Source organism: Streptococcus infantis, assembly GCF_047460825.1.
GTDB lineage: Bacteria > Bacillota > Bacilli > Lactobacillales > Streptococcaceae > Streptococcus > Streptococcus infantis_V.
The window spans coordinates 24,324-40,684 of sequence record NZ_JASHFO010000004.1 but is presented as its reverse complement, the minus strand read 5'-3'; the positions used below and the strand labels follow the sequence as shown (position 1 = coordinate 40,684).

The following is a 16,361-nucleotide window of genomic DNA, read 5'->3' as shown; positions in this document are numbered from 1 at the left end:
ATACCTATATGATTCAAGCAAGAAACAAGTTAAGCCAAGAGGAGTTATCTGAGGCGAAAAAACTAATTAACTGTTGCCAAAACTATGACGGTACCTATCGTGATCCCTATCTCTCTAACATGCTTAATTTTGACCCAAACATGCCCGCCTTTTTCCTTTATTACGAAAAAGGCGAACTTGTTGGCCTATTAACGGTTTATGCAGATGATCAAGATGTGGAAGTGACAATACTGGTTCATCCAGATCATCGCCGTCAAGGAATTGCGCGTGCATTGTTTACTAGTTTTGAGAGAGAAACAGCTTCTTTTCCGATTCATTCAGTCACTTTTCAGACAGAGCGTGTTTTTCTAGACCGCCATCTTGATTTTGTTAGCAACTGGGGACTGGTTGAGGATGAAGAGACAGAAACTTGGTTAGGTAAGGATAGAAGACCTTATCCGTTAGCAAAACTTTCCAATCTTGAAGTTTTGTTAGCAGATTGTTCGTATCAGGATCAAATTAGTCAGTTAAAATTTCAGGTATTTTCAGAGGAGCATGAATCTAGAGAAGTTGTGGATAGATATGTCGCTGAAGCTCTGAAAGATCCAGAAAGTCGCTTATATATTTTATTAAAAAACGGCCAGGTTATTGGAACTTGCACGGTTGATTTATCAAGCGATACGAATTACTTCTACGGTTTAGCAATATCGGAACCTGAACGTGGAAAAGGCTATGGAAGCTACTTAGCAAAATCCCTCGTCAACAAACTGATTGAGCAAAATGACAAGGAGTTTCAGATTGCCGTGGAAGATAGCAATGTAGGTGCCAAACGTTTGTATGAAAAGATTGGCTTTGTTAAACAGACCCAGGTGGTTTATCTGAATGCGAAAGAGTAATAAATGCTATTAGAAGAATTTGAAAATGTACCTGCTGTCATCGAGCCAACTGATCGAAGTCTCCTTAGTGGTGGAGAAGTTTGTGATACCATAATCTTGTCTTTTAATGGAGAAATCCTTGAACGTGTAAAGCAGATAGATGGTGTCTACGAAGGTGGCTATCTTACCAATCTAAATGGCAAACTGCCATGGTATATCTATGAAAAAGATGGGAGTAAGGTAGCAGTTGCTATGGCTACGATTGGAGCTCCAATGGTTGTTGGACTTTTGGAAGAACTCAAAGCAAGAGGATTTAAGAACTTTATTGTTTTGGGATCTTGCGGAGTTCTAGACCAGTCTATTCAAGCAGATAAGATTATCCTACCAAGCTCGGCTTTACGTGATGAAGGTACTAGTTATCACTATGCTCCAGCAAGTGATGAAATAGCTTATGAGCGATCTCTACTCTTGACTATGGAAAAAGCCTTGGATAAAGCTGGTATTGAGCACATTCGAACAAAGTCTTGGACCACAGATGCCTTCTATCGTGAGACAGCTGCTAAAGTCAAACGAAGACTAGCGGCAGGAGCTAGAGTTGTAGATATGGAAGCTTCAGCTATCATGGCCTGGGCCCAATATCGACAAGCCAATGTCTATCAATTTTTCTACACAGCTGACTATGTCGACCATCACAATCATGAATGGGATGCTAGACGCGAGGATAGAAAAGCGGATTCTATGACTTTCTTTGAGATTGCCCTAGTCATTGCTCAAGAGTTAGTTTAGACTAGTCTTTACGATAAATTTGAAACAAGAAAGGAAGGGAGCCTAACGGAAAACATAGCAATAAAACTTCCGTAGCGACTCCCTTCATCTTTTTACTGTATTCTTCTTTTATGTTTAGAAAGGAGCAAGGAAATCCGATTTGTGACAGGCAATCGGACTAAAATTTCGTTGAACAGTTAGTTATGAAACTATCTGTTTATGAATTTTAGCTTTCCTGACTATTATTTTATGATTAAAATCTATGACACCATGTCTCGTGATTTGCGAGAATTTGTCCCAATCGAGGACGGCAAGGTTAAGATGTATGTCTGTGGGCCGACAGTTTATAACTATATCCACGTGGGGAATGCCCGCTCAACAGTAGCCTTCGATACCATTCGTCGCTATTTTGAATATCATGGCTATGAAGTAGCCTACATTTCCAACTTCACTGATGTGGATGATAAGATTATCAACCGTGCCAAGGAAGAAGGTATCACACCTCAGGAAGTAGCGGACAAGTATATCGCTGCCTTTCGTGAAGATGTGACGGCTTTGGGTGTTAAACCTGCGACTCGTCATCCTCGTGTAGTCGAGTTTATGGCTGATATCATCCGCTTTGTAGAAGACTTGATTGAAAAGGGCTATGCTTATGAGAGTCAAGGAGATGTCTATTTTCGTGTAGAAAAATCTCATAACTATGCTAAGTTGGCCAATAAAACCTTGGAAGACTTGGAGCTAGGAGCTTCAGGTCGTACAGATGAGGAAACAGCTCGTAAGGAAAATCCTGTGGACTTTGCCCTCTGGAAAGCTGCCAAACCAGGTGAGATTTCTTGGGATAGTCCATGGGGACCAGGTCGCCCAGGCTGGCACATCGAGTGTTCAGTCATGTCAACTGAGATTTTAGGAGATACCATCGATATTCACGGTGGTGGAGCAGACCTTGAGTTCCCTCACCATACAAATGAAATTGCCCAGTCAGAAGCTAAAACAGGCAAGACCTTCGCCAACTACTGGATGCACAATGGCTTTGTCAATATCGACAATGTCAAGATGTCTAAGTCTTTGGGAAACTTCATTACGGTACACGATGCTCTCAAAACTATCGACGGTCAAGTATTGCGTTTCTTCTTTGCGACTCAGCACTATCGTAAGCCTATCAACTTTACAGAAAAAGCAGTGTGTGATGCAGAGACTAATCTCAAGTATTTGAAGAACACTTACGAGCAACCATTTTCTGGAACTGTAGATGCTCAAGAGTTACAGGTTTTTAAAGATAAGTTTGTAGCGGCCATGGATGAGGATTTCAATACAGCTAACGGAATCACAGTTGTCTTTGAAATGGCCAAATGGATCAATTCAGGTAACTATGATGCAGCCGTTAAGGAAGCTCTTGCGGCGATGTTAGAAGTCTTTGGAGTGGTCTTTGTTGAGGAAGATTTGGATGAAGAGATTGAAGCCTTGATTCAAAAACGCCAAGAAGCGCGTGCTAATCGTGACTTTGCGACAGCTGACCAAATACGTGACCAACTAGCTGCACAAGGGATTAAATTACTTGACACCAAGGATGGAGTGAGGTGGACACGTGATTGATGTCAATCTCATTAATGGGATTGCTCTAGCTTTTGAAGGGGATGCGGTGTATTCTATGTATATTCGCCGCCATCTCATTCTTAAAGGCATGACCAAGCCCAATAAACTTCACCAAGAGGCAACCAAGTATGTGTCGGCCAAGGCTCAGGCACATTTGATTTCTCTCATGCTGGAAGAAGAAGTCCTAACGGAAAAAGAAGAAGAAATCTATAAACGGGGTCGCAATACCAACAGTCATACCAAGGCTAAGAATGCGGATGTGGTGACCTATCGTATGTCTACTGGTTTTGAAGCGGTCATGGGCTATCTTCATATGACTGAAAATGTGGAACGCCTAGAAACCTTGATTTCTTGGTGCATCCAAAAAGTGGAGGGCTAGAAATGATTGCAAAAGAACTACTGGATTGGTTTCCTGATGGTAAAATCTTAGATCAGCCAGTTTATAAAGAGGGTTATCTAAGTCTACCTCTGTCAAATTATCAGTGGCTTTTGCTTGAGGAAGCTAGTCTTAGTGAGCGTGAAAAACAACTGGTGGCTCTCTTAACCAAACAGGAGCAAACCATTTCCCTCAACCCCTGGTATAGTTATCTCATTGAAGGCAAAGGACAAGCACCGCAAAACTTTAAAAAATTGCAGCTTGTCTATTGTCACCTATCTTATTTTCAACAGGAGAATTTAACGTCTTGGTTAGAGATGATGGGAACCCTCTTTCCAAATTGTCAAACGGTGCTTCAGGTGGGAGCGCAGGATTACATTTTTGTTCTCCAACAGGATAAGTATACATCCGTTCGCTCAATCCTGACAGATACCTTGGAAGCCGTAGAATATGACTTTGGAGTACGTTTATCCATCATGTTAGGTCAGGTCTGGTCACAGACAGGACATCAGGCTCTGTCAGATCTCATCAAAGCAGAACGTGACTTGTTTAAAAACTGGTGGCGTCAAGGTCATCAAGGATTCCATACTTTTTCTCAACTCTATCTTTGGAGTATGGGTGAAAGAATTGTGGATCTCCGAGTTATCAAGGAATATCTGCATCAGATGATTGTGGACCAGGATCAGATTCAGGAAATCATCCTTTCACTGTGGGAAAACAGTGCAGTCCTGACTAAAACAGCACAGCAGCTCTATCTGCATCGCAATTCTCTCCAATACAAGATTGATAAGTGGGAAGAACTGACAGGACTGCAGTTGAAAGAATTGACAGATTTGACCTTGTGTTATCAGTTGATTTTACCAGATATAATCTAAAGTTTTGTGCAAGTTGCACAGAACTTTTTTATTTTTTTGGTCACCTTGCCATAGAAATGTAAAGCGTTTTCATCTATAATAAAACTATCAAATGACAAAAGGAGTTCACCGAAATGGTAGAATTAAATCTTAAAAATATTTACAAAAAATATCCAAATAGCGAACACTATTCAGTTGAAGATTTCAACTTGAACATCAAAGATAAAGAATTTATCGTTTTCGTAGGACCTTCAGGATGTGGTAAATCAACTACTCTTCGTATGATTGCAGGTCTTGAAGATATCACAGAAGGTACTGCATCTATCGATGGCGTGGTTGTCAACGACGTGGCTCCAAAAGACCGTGACATTGCCATGGTATTCCAAAACTACGCTCTTTACCCACACATGACTGTATACGATAACATGGCCTTCGGTTTGAAATTGCGTAAATACAGCAAAGAAGACATTGACAAACGTGTACAAGAAGCAGCTGAAATTCTTGGTTTGAAAGAATTCTTGGATCGTAAACCAGCTGACCTTTCAGGTGGTCAACGTCAACGTGTTGCCATGGGTCGTGCAATCGTCCGTGATGCCAAAGTATTCTTGATGGACGAACCTTTGTCAAACTTGGATGCTAAACTTCGTGTATCAATGCGTGCTGAAATCGCTAAAATCCACCGTCGTATCGGAGCTACAACTATCTACGTAACTCACGACCAAACAGAAGCGATGACACTTGCAGACCGTATCGTTATCATGTCAGCAACTAAAAACCCTGCTGGTACTGGTACTATCGGACGTGTTGAACAAATCGGTACTCCTCAAGAAGTTTACAAAAACCCAGTTAACAAATTCGTAGCAGGATTCATCGGAAGCCCAGCTATGAACTTCATCAACGTTAAATTGAACGGTGACCGCATTGTTGCTGACGGATTTACTTTGAAAGTTCCAGAAGGTGCTTTGAAAGTTCTTCGTGAAAAAGGCTACGAAGGAAAAGAATTGATCTTCGGTATCCGTCCAGAAGACGTAAATGCAGAACCTGCTTTCCTTGAAACATTCCCAGAATCAGTTGTGAAAGCAACTATCTCTGTATCAGAATTGCTCGGTTCAGAATCTCACCTATACTGCCAAGTTGGTAAAGATGAGTTCGTTGCAAAAGTTGACGCTCGTGACTACTTGCAAGCAGGTGCAACAGTTGAACTTGGATTTGACTTGAACAAAGCACACTTCTTCGACGTAGAAACTGAAAGAACAGTTTACTAAGATAGATTTTAATCAATGAGCACTACTAGAGTTTTTCTAGTAGTGTTTTTTTATCAAGTTTAGCAAACTCTTACAGAATGGGCTTTACTAGTTTTCATATCCTCAAAAAAGTGTTAAAATGGTAGGAAGAATTGGAGAGTATGCATGCCGAAAGAAGTAATTTATTCAGGCGATGAAGTCGTCGCTTTAACGCAAAAATATTTATCGAAAGAAGATGTGGCTTTTGTACACAAGGCCTTGGTTTACGCTGTAGAATGCCATAGTGGCCAGTATCGTAAATCAGGTGAGCCTTACATTATCCACCCTATTCAGGTAGCGGGAATCTTAGCTAAACTCAAGCTAGATGCTGTCACTGTTGCCTGTGGTTTTTTGCATGACGTGGTAGAAGACACAGATGCTACTTTAGATGACTTAGAACGCGAATTTGGTCACGATGTTCGAGTGATTGTAGATGGTGTTACCAAGCTTGGTAAGGTTGAGTATAAGTCTATCGAGGAGCAGCTGGCTGAAAATCATCGCAAGATGCTCATGGCTATGTCAGAAGATATCCGTGTTATCTTGGTCAAACTATCTGACCGCCTGCATAATATGCGCACCCTTAAGCACCTTCGTAAGGACAAGCAGGAACGTATTTCCAGAGAAACCATGGAAATCTATGCACCGCTTGCTCACCGTTTGGGGATTTCAAGTGTGAAGTGGGAACTAGAAGACCTATCTTTCCGCTATCTCAATCCAACTGAATTTTACAAGATTAGTCACATGATGAAGGAAAAACGTCAAGAACGCGAAGCCTTGGTCGATGAAGTTGTGACGAAACTCGAGGAATACTCATCTGAGCGCCATCTTACAGGAAAAATCTACGGTCGTCCAAAGCATATCTACTCTATCTATCGTAAGATGCAGGATAAGAAAAAACGCTTTGAAGAGATCTACGACCTGATTGCCATTCGCTGTATCCTAGACACTCAGAGTGATGTCTATGCGATGTTAGGTTACGTTCATGAGCTTTGGAAGCCAATGCCGGGACGTTTCAAGGACTATATTGCCAATCGTAAGGCCAATGGTTACCAGTCTATCCATACGACTGTTTATGGACCAAAAGGACCAATTGAGTTCCAGATTCGTACTAAGGAAATGCACGAGGTTGCTGAGTACGGGGTTGCGGCTCACTGGGCTTACAAAAAAGGAATCAAGGGTCAAGTTAATAGTAAGGAATCTGCTATTGGGATGAACTGGATCAAGGAGATGATGGAGCTCCAAGATCAAGCAGATGATGCCAAAGAATTTGTGGATACTGTCAAAGAAAACTATCTGGCTGAGGAGATTTATGTCTTTACTCCAGATGGGGCGGTTCGTTCACTTCCAAAGGATTCTGGACCGATTGACTTTGCCTATGAAATTCATACAAAGATTGGGGAAAAAGCGACTGGAGCCAAGGTTAATGGCCGTATGGTTCCTTTGACGACCAAGTTAAAAACGGGTGACCAGGTTGAAATCATCACCAATCCAAATTCATTTGGACCAAGCCGTGACTGGCTCAATATGGTCAAGACCAGCAAGGCACGCAATAAAATTCGTCAGTTTTTTAAAAATCAAGACAAAGAATTGTCCATCAATAAAGGCCGTGAATTGCTGATTAGTCAGCTTCAAGAAAACGGCTATGTGGCCAATAAATTTATGGACAAGCGCCACATGGATGAAGTCCTTCAAAAAACCAGCTACAAGACAGAAGAAGCCCTCTTTGCGGCTATTGGTTTTGGAGAAATCGGAGCTATCACTGTCTTTAACCGTTTGACTGAGAAGGAACGTCGTGAAGAAGAGCGGGCCAAAGCTAAAGCAGAAGCTGAAGAATTGGTCAAGGGTGGCGAAGTCAAGGTGGAGAACAAGGACACGCTTAAGGTTAAGCATGAGGGTGGAGTAGTCATCCAAGGTGCTTCTGGGCTCTTGATCCGGATTGCCAAATGTTGTAACCCTGTTCCAGGTGATGATATCGTCGGCTATATTACCAAAGGACGCGGAGTTGCCATCCACCGTGTAGACTGTATGAACCTTCGTTCACAGGAAAACTACGAACAACGTCTACTCGATGTTGAATGGGAAGACCAATTCTCAAGTAAGGAGTATATGGCTCACATCGATATCTACGGGCTCAACCGTTCTGGTCTATTGAATGATATCTTGCAAGTCTTATCAAATACAACTAAGAATATCTCAACCGTTAATGCCCAACCAACCAAGGATATGAAATTTGCCAATATCCATGTTTCCTTTGGGATTTCAAACCTTTCAATGCTGACCACCGTGGTTGATAAGATTAAGAGTGTACCAGAAGTCTACTCGGTTAAACGTACCAATGGTTAAGTTGGCTTGATATCATCAGAAAGGATTGCTATGAAAATTATCGTTCAGCGTGTCAAGAAAGCTCAAGTTTCTATTGAGGGGCAAGTATATGGGAAAATCCAGCAGGGGCTCTTACTCTTAGTAGGTGTTGGACCTGAGGATCAAAAAGAAGATTTGGATTATGCAGTCAGAAAGCTTGTCAATATGCGAATTTTCTCAGATGCTGAAGGCAAGATGAACTTATCGGTTAAGGATATCCAAGGTCAAATCCTCTCCATCTCTCAGTTTACTTTGTTTGCAGATACCAAAAAAGGCAATCGTCCAGCCTTTACAGGAGCTGCTAAACCGGATATGGCGGAAGCTTTCTATCAAGAATTTAACCAAGAACTAGCCAAGGAAGTTCCTGTTGAGACAGGAGTCTTTGGAGCAGATATGCAGGTGGAACTGGTCAATGATGGCCCAGTAACCATCATTCTTGACACCAAAAATAGATAAAAAAACCAAGCTCGCGGGCTTGGTTTTTCTTATCTATCACAAAATATTCCAAAATGAAATGGGTTCTTGATAGGCTTGGGGGAAGTCTCTTTTCAGGCTTTGGCAGGTGCGATAGGAAGGGATGAGATATCCTAGGATGAGGAGACTTCCCTGAAGGAAAAGTGGGATACCACTTAAAAACAGCAAGGAGAGAATTATCAGGTTATCCCATAGGAGGATTTGTAAGGCAAAACGCCAGAATCTCGATCTAATCTGGGAATAGAGTTGACTAAAGTGGTCACAAAGTTGGTTGGAAAGATAGGTAAACAGCACAGGGTGAAAGAAGATGAGCCAACCATTGTAAATCAAAATCCAATCCCAAGTGAGCCCCTCTTTAAATGTCAAAAATGCCAGCATGATTCCATCGATGATGAGGAGTTGAATGGTTTTGATGGAGATGATTTTTTTCATGATAAAACCTTTTTTTCCTTAGAGACACTCCCACAAAGAGATATGTTTGTCATAAAAGTCTGGATAGTTTTCTCTTAGGTGGCTGGCCGTTATATAATAAAAAGTAGAATGACAGGAAGTAAAGACTGGAGTAAGAGAGTAAAAATGTTGAGGGCCAGTGATGGCTAAAAAGACAAATAATAGTAGGTCAGCGGAGAGAATCTCTAAGTAGTAAAGGCGAATTTTTTTGTTCATCTGAGGATAAATCTCAGAGAAATGTTTTTTGAGTCGATTGACCAAGCGAAATAGCAGTAGTCCTTGAGCAAGGATGAAAATGAAGCAAAAAATCAGGCCTCTCTCCAAAGAAAGTTCGTATCGGGGTCTGAAAGTTACCAACAGTAGCAAATCGCTGACTACGATGGCTGTAAAATGGATTCTAAAGAGATTTTTCATAAGATGACCTCCCTCTTTTATCTAGCTTCATTCTACTCCAAAAGAATGGGAGTTACAAGTAAAATGATAAAAAATTTTAGTAAGGAGATTCTATTAAGTCGGCTTGCTTTCTTTATTTGAGTTTCCTTCTATTTTTCCACTTCTTCATCATTCCAGACAAATAAAGCTCCGATTGCATTGAGGATATAAAAGATGTATTTTCCGATATTGGCAAAGTTTCCTTGAATGCCAGCCTTTGTCAGCTGAACGAAATTGTAAATCAACCAAAATCCCCACTGAGTTGTCAGTTTCAATGCATTCAAAGCATTGGCAATGAGGGAGAATGCAAAGGCAATAGTTGTTACGTAGGCAAGGAGATTCATCTTTCCTCCATAGCCGATATAGTTGGTCATAAATGCAAAGAGGAAGGCGATGATTGAAATGATGATGGCAGCTAATTTTATCTGTTTTTGGCTCATTTGGTTGGGTCTGCCTTCTTGCGAAGCTTCCCATTTCTTAATAGCAAAGGTATAAATGAGGAAGGTGACAGGATAGGTGATAATGGCCGCCTTATTTCCAAGGATATAGTCAATGGTGCCGGACAAAATCGTATTGACAATGCCAAAGTAATTTCCCCATTTGCTTAATTTTCCCGTGAAACGAGTGGACAACATGGAAATCCCAACGTTGGTTACGGAAATCAATCCAAAGGGCACAAGGGCAGTCCATGGGCCCCAGTCTACGAATTTATCGAGACGGGAGTTGAGGTAACCAGATGCGATCGCAATTCCAACGACCAGAGCAACCCCAAAGAGGTCAAACCATTTGGATGTCGCAAAAATTTTTAGTGATTTTTTCATAGGTTAAAATATCTTTCTTTTTTTTACAAACATTCTACAACAAAACGAGAGTAACATCAAATGCTAGAAATAAAACCCTGAAAATCAAGCTTTCAGGGTTGGTAGGGGACTTGAGAAATTAGTTCAGTTTTTCAACATAGAGCTGTTTGGCGATTTCTAGGCTGACTTGGAGTTCTTCATTCTTGTGAATGAGAGTGAAGGTATTAGAGAAGCCATCAAACTGCTTGACTTGGAGTTTATCTCCGATATTGATGGCATGTTTTTCAAGATATTTGAGGAGGTCAAAGCTATCGTGAACGCGAGTCAGGAGATAGGTTCCAGCTTCTTTGGTCTCTGCTAGAGGCAAGTTGTTGATTTCAACCAAAAGTTCTCCCTTGGCAGGAATAGTTCCTCCATGGGGACAGGTTTTTGGAAAGCCTAACATTTTGTCTAATCTCTCGACAAAAAAGTCTGAAACCGTATGTTCTAATACCTCGGCTTCCTCATGAATTTGGTCGCTGGTATAGTCTAGATGGTGCACCAGAAAAACCTCAATCAAACGGTGTTTACGATAGAGCTCAGATACAAGTTTTAAACCAATATCAGTCAATAAGTATCCTTTTTTCTTGTCTTTTAAGATGAGATTTTCGGACTGCATGCGCTTGATCATTTCGGTTACAGCTGGAGGAGATACCTGCATTCGAGCAGCAATTTCCTTATTGGTAATCTTAGGAAGTTCCATGCCAATCTCATAAATACATTTTAAGTAATCTTCTTTATTTGGTGTCATTCGCATTTCCTTGTTTATTATCTCCATCTAGTATACCAAAAAAAGCTAGATTTCTCTAGCTTTCTGCCTTGTTATAAGTGGTCTTTCTTTTAGTCAAGCGACTTTGCTGCTTCAATCGCGGCTTCAAAGTTTGGTTCGCTGTTGATATTATCCACGTATTCGACATAGCGGATGATATTGTCAGTATCAAGAACAAAGACTGCGCGTGCAAGCAGATGCCATTCATTGATTAAGAGCGCGTAATCACGTCCAAAAGAGTGGTCGAAGTAGTCTGAGAGCATGATGGCATTTTCAATTCCCTCTGCGCCACACCAACGTTTTTGAGCAAATGGAAGGTCCATAGAAACAGTAAGGACAACAGTGTTGTCCAAGCTAGCCAATTCTTGGTTAAAGCGACGAGTCTGAAGTGAGCAGATACCAGTGTCGATAGAAGGAATGACACTCAAAATCTTTTTCTTACCATCAAAGTCAGCCAGTGATTTTTTAGAAAGGTCAGTTGTTGTTAGAGAAAAGTCAAGGGCCTTGTCTCCTACTTGTAGTTGTTTTCCTGTGAAAGTTACAGGATTTCCAAGGAATGTAGTCATAAGCTACTCCAATCTTTTTTCTTTCATTCTACATTAAATGTTCAGACTTTTCCAATAGTTTGACTGAAAATTGATTAGACAAAAACGCCAATTCAAGGAGAACGACGTTTTTAGAAATTTATTTAGACAAACCTTCAGCAATCTTTTCAAGATTGTATTTCATCATGTTGTAGTAGCTATCGCCTTCTTTGCCTTCTTCAGCGATAGAATCTGTAAAGATTTGAGCATAGATTGGGATGTTTGTGTCTTGTGAAACTGTCTTCATTGGACGGTCATCGACACTGGATTCGACAAAGAGTGATGGAACTTTTGTTTGACGAAGTTTTTCAACCAAGGTCTTGATTTGGTCAGGAGTTCCTTCTTCTTCGGTATTGATTTCCCAGATGTATGCACTTGGTACGCCGTAAGCTTTAGAGAAGTATTTGAAGCATCCTTCGCTGGTTACGATGAGTTTCTTATCAGCAGGGATAGTGTTAAATTTCTCTTTGGCTTCCTTGTCTAGGGCATCAAGTTTTTCAGTGTATTCTTTGAGATTTTTTTCGTAGAATTCCTTGTTGTCAGGGTCTTTTGCGATGAGCTGTTTGGCAATATTTTGCGCATAAATCATCCCGTTTTCAAGGTTGAGCCAAGCATGTGGGTCTTCTTTTCCTTTTTCATTTTGGCCTTCAAGGTAGATGATATCTACGCCTTCACTGACAGCAAAGTAGTCTTTGTTTTCAGTTTTCTTGGCATTTTCTACCAATTTTGTAAACCAAGCATTTCCACCTGTTTCAAGGTTGATACCGTTATAGAAAATCAAATCAGCTTGAGAAGTTTTCTTGACATCTTCAGGAAGTGGTTCGTATTCGTGTGGGTCTTGACCAACAGGAACGATACTGTGAAGGTCAATCTTGTCACCTGCGATATTTTTAGTAATATCAGCGATGATTGAGTTTGTAGCAACAACTTTTAGTTTTTGACCAGAAGCTGCATCTTTTTTTCCGCTAGCACATGCTACAAGAACAATGGCGGAAAGAAAGAGAACGAGTAATGTACCTAATTTTTTCATTAGATCCTCCAATTTAGTGGGGTTCTGCCCCTTATTTTAACAAATGTTTATTTTTCAGTTTCAAATATCGTTGTTTTGGAGCGATAAAGAAGCTAATGAGAAAGAAACTAGCGGCTGTAAGCACGATACTAGAACCTGCCGCAACGTTAAAGCTATAACCGATAAAGAGTCCCAAAACTGAAGCAGTCGCTCCAAAGGTTGAGGAAAGGAAAATCATACTTTTCAGGCTATTAGCATACAGATAAGCAGTTGCCGCTGGGGTAATCAGCATGGCTACAATCAGGATAGTTCCGACACTTTGCATGGCTGTCACAGACACAAGAGTTAGGAGTACCATGAGAAGGTAGTGATAGAAATTGACAGGCATTCCCATGGCTTTAGCCAAGAGTTCATCAAAGGAAGTTATCAAGAGTTGCTTGAAGAAAATCCAGATTAACAAGAGAATGGCTGCCCCTACCCCCATGGTAATAAACATATCCGTATCTTGGACGGCTAGGATATTACCAAAAAGGATATGGAAAAGGTCAGTTGAACTTTTAGCGACACTAATCAAGATGATACCGAGGGCTAAGAAAGAAGAAAAGGTAATGCCGATGGCGGTATCGCTTTTGATAATCGAGTTCCCCTTGATGTAGGTAATGATGATGGCAGCTAGCAATCCAAAGACAATGGCTCCGATAAAGAAGTCAAGGCCCAAGATAAAGGAGAGGGCTACACCTGGCAAGACAGCATGTGAAATGGCATCTCCCATGAGTGACATCCCGCGTAGTATGATGAAACATCCTACAGCTCCAGCTACGACCCCGATGACAATGGCTGTTATCAAGGCATTTTGCAAGAAATGGAATTTTTGCAATCCATCGATAAATTCTGCAATCATAGGTCACCTCCATTGAAAAAGAGTCGATTACCGTAAGCTTCTTTGAGATTGGCTTCGGTAAAGGTTTCTTTGGTTGGACCAAAGGCAATCACTTCTCGATTGACAAGCAAGACTTGATCGAAGTAGTGGGGAACCTTGCTGAGGTCGTGGTGGACGATCAGAACCGTCTTCCCAGCTTTTTTCAGATCTCTCAGCGTATTCATGATGATTTCCTCACTGACAGAGTCAATCCCAACAAAGGGCTCATCCAAGAGGATATAGTCGGCTTCCTGCACCAAACATCTGGCAATCAAGACCCGCTGGAATTGACCTCCAGACAGTTGACTGATTTGCCGTTCTGCGTAGTCAGCTAGACCGACGATTTCAAGGGCCTCTTGCACTTTCTTCCAATGTTTAGCATTTAAACTGCGAAAGAGAGGGATAGAGGGAAAGAGTCCTAGAGAGACACATTCTTTTACCTTGATGGGAAAGTTGTAGTCGATATTGATTTTTTGTTCGACATAGGCGATTCGATGTAAGGATTTTTTCACTTCCTTGTCATCGAGAAATGCCTGACCTTGATGTGGGATAATTCCCAGTATCCCTTTTAATAATGTTGATTTCCCAGCACCGTTTGGACCAATGATACCGGTAATTGTTGGTCCTTGGAGCACTAGTGAAATATCCTTTAGTGCCAACGTTTCTTTGTAGGAGACACTGAGGTTTTCGATACGTATCATACAGTTATATTCCTCCTAATTTTTAATATACCTTAATTTTATTTTTAAGTCAAGTTAATTTTTGTAAAAATTTAAAATATTAATGATTAAAATAAGAGGGCAACTCGGCATTTTTAATTGCAATCCCAAGGGAATTTTGCTAAGCTAGGAATAAGTGAAAATAGGAAAGAGAGAACAAGATGACACGTTATCAAGATGATTTTTATGATGCTATAAATGGTGAGTGGGAAAAGACTGCAGTCATTCCAGCTGATAAATCAAGAACAGGTGGTTTTATCGACCTTGACGAAGAAATTGAAGAGTTGATGCTAACAACAACTGACAAGTGGTTGACTGGAGAAGATGTGCCAGAAGATGCTATCTTGGTAAACTTTGTTAAGTACCATCGTATGGTCAGAGATTTCGATAAGCGAGAAGCAGATGGGATCAAACCAGTTCTTCCTATGCTTAAGGAATACCAAGATTTGGAAAATTTTGCGGATTTCGCAAGCAAATTAGCAGAGTTTGAATTAGCTGGTAAACCAAACTTCCTTCCATTTGGAGTATCACCTGACTTTATGGATGCTAGAACCAATGTTCTCTGGGCTAGTGCTCCAGGAACAATCTTGCCTGATACGACCTACTATGCGGAAGACCATCCACAACGCGAGGAATTATTGAACCTTTGGAAAGAAAGTACTGCTAATCTCCTCAAAGCCTATAACTTCTCAGATGAAGAAGTCGAAGATCTTTTAGAGAAACGATTGGAGTTAGACTGTCGTATCGCAGCAGTCGTACTTTCAAACGAAGAAAGTTCAGAATACGCCAAACTCTACCATCCATACGCTTATGAAGATTTCAAAAAGTTTGCACCAGCTTTACCTCTCGACGACTTCTTCCAAGCTGTGATTGGGCAAGTACCTGATAAGGTCATCGTAGATGAGGAACGTTTCTGGCAAGCGGCAGAGCAATTCTATAGTGAAGAAGCTTGGCCTTTGCTCAAGGCAAGCTTGATCTTGAGTGTGATCAACCTTTCAACGAGCTATTTGACAGATGAGATTCGTATCTTGTCAGGTGCTTATGGCCGTGCTCTTTCAGGTGTTCCAGAAGCCCAAGATAAACGCAAGGCTGCTTACCACTTAGCGCAAGGACCATTCAAACAAGCCCTTGGCCTTTGGTATGCCCACGAAAAATTCTCTCCAGAAGCAAAGGCGGATGTTGAGAAAAAAGTGGCAACTATGATTGATGTTTATAAGGAACGCTTGGCCAAAAACGACTGGCTCACTCCTGAAACACGAGAAAAAGCTATCGTCAAACTCAATGTCATCAAGCCTTATATCGGTTACCCAGAAGAATTGCCAGCTCGTTACAAGGACAAGGTAGTAGACGAAAACGCTAGCCTCTTTGAGAATGCCCTATCCTTTGCGCGTGTAGAAATCAAACACAGCTGGAGTAAGTGGAATCAGCCAGTAGACTACAAGGAGTGGGGCATGCCTGCTCACATGGTCAATGCTTACTACAATCCACAAAAGAACTTGATTGTTTTTCCAGCCGCTATCTTACAGGCGCCATTCTATGACTTGCATCAGTCATCTTCTGCCAACTATGGTGGTATCGGAGCAGTTATTGCCCATGAAATTTCTCACGCCTTTGATACTAATGGAGCTTCCTTTGATGAAAATGGAAGTCTCAAGGATTGGTGGACTGAGAGCGACTATGCAGCCTTTAAAGAGAAAACGCAGAAGGTTATCGACCAGTTTGATGGTCAGGAATCTTACGGAGCAACCATTAACGGGAAGCTAACTGTATCAGAAAACGTTGCGGACTTAGGAGGAATAGCTGCAGCGCTAGAAGCTGCCAAGAGAGAACCTGACTTCTCAGCTGAAGAATTCTTCCATAACTTTGCGCGTATCTGGCGTATGAAAGGCCGTCCAGAGTTGATGAAACTCATGGCTAGCGTTGACGTGCACGCGCCAGCTAAACTCCGTGTCAATGTCCAAGTGCCAAACTTTGATGACTTCTTTACAACCTATGATGTCAAAGAAGGCGACGGTATGTGGCGTTCACCAGAAGATCGTGTGATTATTTGGTAATCAAAAAACCAAGGATCAAACATCCT

The 16,361-nt window shown here is 41.3% G+C and carries 17 protein-coding genes; 9 read left to right on the top strand and 8 right to left on the bottom strand.

Annotated elements, in window-relative coordinates:
• Positions 1-8 precede the first annotated feature (8 nt).
• From QM911_RS02160 to dtd, 8 genes are all read left to right on the top strand, one after another.
• Entirely contained in the window at positions 9-875 is an 867-nt protein-coding gene (locus QM911_RS02160) for a GNAT family N-acetyltransferase (protein WP_070459809.1), read from the top strand.
• A gap of 3 nt (positions 876-878) precedes the next feature.
• Entirely contained in the window at positions 879-1,640 is a 762-nt protein-coding gene (locus QM911_RS02155; protein WP_414273942.1) for a nucleoside phosphorylase, read from the top strand.
• Between the two features lie 228 nt (positions 1,641-1,868).
• Positions 1,869-3,212, top strand: coding sequence for a cysteine--tRNA ligase (gene cysS / locus QM911_RS02150; RefSeq protein ID WP_414312997.1), 1,344 nt, complete (start codon positions 1,869-1,871; stop codon positions 3,210-3,212).
• Positions 3,205-3,591: a Mini-ribonuclease 3 gene (locus tag QM911_RS02145; protein ID WP_045763483.1), complete on the top strand. Its 387-nt coding sequence runs from the start codon at positions 3,205-3,207 to the stop codon at positions 3,589-3,591. The genes cysS and QM911_RS02145 overlap by 8 nt, the downstream gene beginning before the upstream one ends.
• 2 nt (positions 3,592-3,593) lie before the next feature.
• The gene (locus QM911_RS02140) at positions 3,594-4,463 is read left to right on the top strand and encodes a helix-turn-helix domain-containing protein (RefSeq protein WP_414312961.1); all 870 of its coding nucleotides are present in this window, start codon (positions 3,594-3,596) and stop codon (positions 4,461-4,463) included.
• A gap of 113 nt (positions 4,464-4,576) precedes the next feature.
• Entirely contained in the window at positions 4,577-5,707 is a 1,131-nt protein-coding gene (locus tag QM911_RS02135) for an ABC transporter ATP-binding protein (RefSeq protein ID WP_049504000.1), read from the top strand.
• 144 nt (positions 5,708-5,851) lie between these two features.
• On the top strand, positions 5,852-8,068 hold the full coding sequence (locus QM911_RS02130) for a RelA/SpoT family protein (RefSeq protein WP_001123766.1): 2,217 nt from the start codon (positions 5,852-5,854) through the stop codon (positions 8,066-8,068).
• A 30-nt stretch (positions 8,069-8,098) separates the two neighbouring features.
• Complete coding sequence (dtd, locus tag QM911_RS02125) at positions 8,099-8,542, top strand: D-aminoacyl-tRNA deacylase (protein WP_223339247.1); 444 nt, start codon at positions 8,099-8,101, stop codon at positions 8,540-8,542.
• A gap of 36 nt (positions 8,543-8,578) precedes the next feature.
• On the opposite strand, the gene QM911_RS02120 is transcribed toward dtd, so the two are convergent.
• The 8 genes from QM911_RS02120 to QM911_RS02085 form a co-directional block, all read right to left on the bottom strand.
• Entirely contained in the window at positions 8,579-8,992 is a 414-nt protein-coding gene (locus QM911_RS02120; RefSeq protein ID WP_000720876.1) for a hypothetical protein, read from the bottom strand.
• A gap of 18 nt (positions 8,993-9,010) precedes the next feature.
• Positions 9,011-9,424 (bottom strand): hypothetical protein, encoded by a 414-nt coding sequence (locus QM911_RS02115; protein WP_000792893.1) that lies wholly within the window; start codon positions 9,422-9,424, stop codon positions 9,011-9,013.
• A 128-nt stretch (positions 9,425-9,552) separates the two neighbouring features.
• Entirely contained in the window at positions 9,553-10,263 is a 711-nt protein-coding gene (locus QM911_RS02110) for a nicotinamide mononucleotide transporter (protein WP_000749115.1), read from the bottom strand.
• 118 nt (positions 10,264-10,381) lie between these two features.
• Positions 10,382-11,032: a metal-dependent transcriptional regulator gene (locus tag QM911_RS02105; RefSeq protein WP_414312960.1), complete on the bottom strand. Its 651-nt coding sequence runs from the start codon at positions 11,030-11,032 to the stop codon at positions 10,382-10,384.
• An 89-nt stretch (positions 11,033-11,121) separates the two neighbouring features.
• Entirely contained in the window at positions 11,122-11,616 is a 495-nt protein-coding gene (tpx, locus tag QM911_RS02100; RefSeq protein ID WP_000206531.1) for a thiol peroxidase, read from the bottom strand.
• A 118-nt stretch (positions 11,617-11,734) separates the two neighbouring features.
• Positions 11,735-12,664, bottom strand: a complete 930-nt coding sequence (locus tag QM911_RS02095; RefSeq protein WP_414312959.1) for a metal ABC transporter substrate-binding lipoprotein — start codon at positions 12,662-12,664, stop codon at positions 11,735-11,737.
• A 31-nt stretch (positions 12,665-12,695) separates the two neighbouring features.
• Positions 12,696-13,544: a metal ABC transporter permease gene (locus QM911_RS02090; protein ID WP_000559776.1), complete on the bottom strand. Its 849-nt coding sequence runs from the start codon at positions 13,542-13,544 to the stop codon at positions 12,696-12,698.
• Positions 13,541-14,263, bottom strand: coding sequence for a metal ABC transporter ATP-binding protein (locus QM911_RS02085; protein WP_000619160.1), 723 nt, complete (start codon positions 14,261-14,263; stop codon positions 13,541-13,543). Before QM911_RS02085 ends, QM911_RS02090 begins: the two co-directional genes overlap by 4 nt.
• A gap of 179 nt (positions 14,264-14,442) precedes the next feature.
• Between QM911_RS02085 and QM911_RS02080 the strand changes: the two genes are divergently transcribed.
• Positions 14,443-16,335, top strand: a complete 1,893-nt coding sequence (locus tag QM911_RS02080; RefSeq protein ID WP_000199247.1) for a M13 family metallopeptidase — start codon at positions 14,443-14,445, stop codon at positions 16,333-16,335.
• Positions 16,336-16,361: the final 26 nt, after the last annotated feature.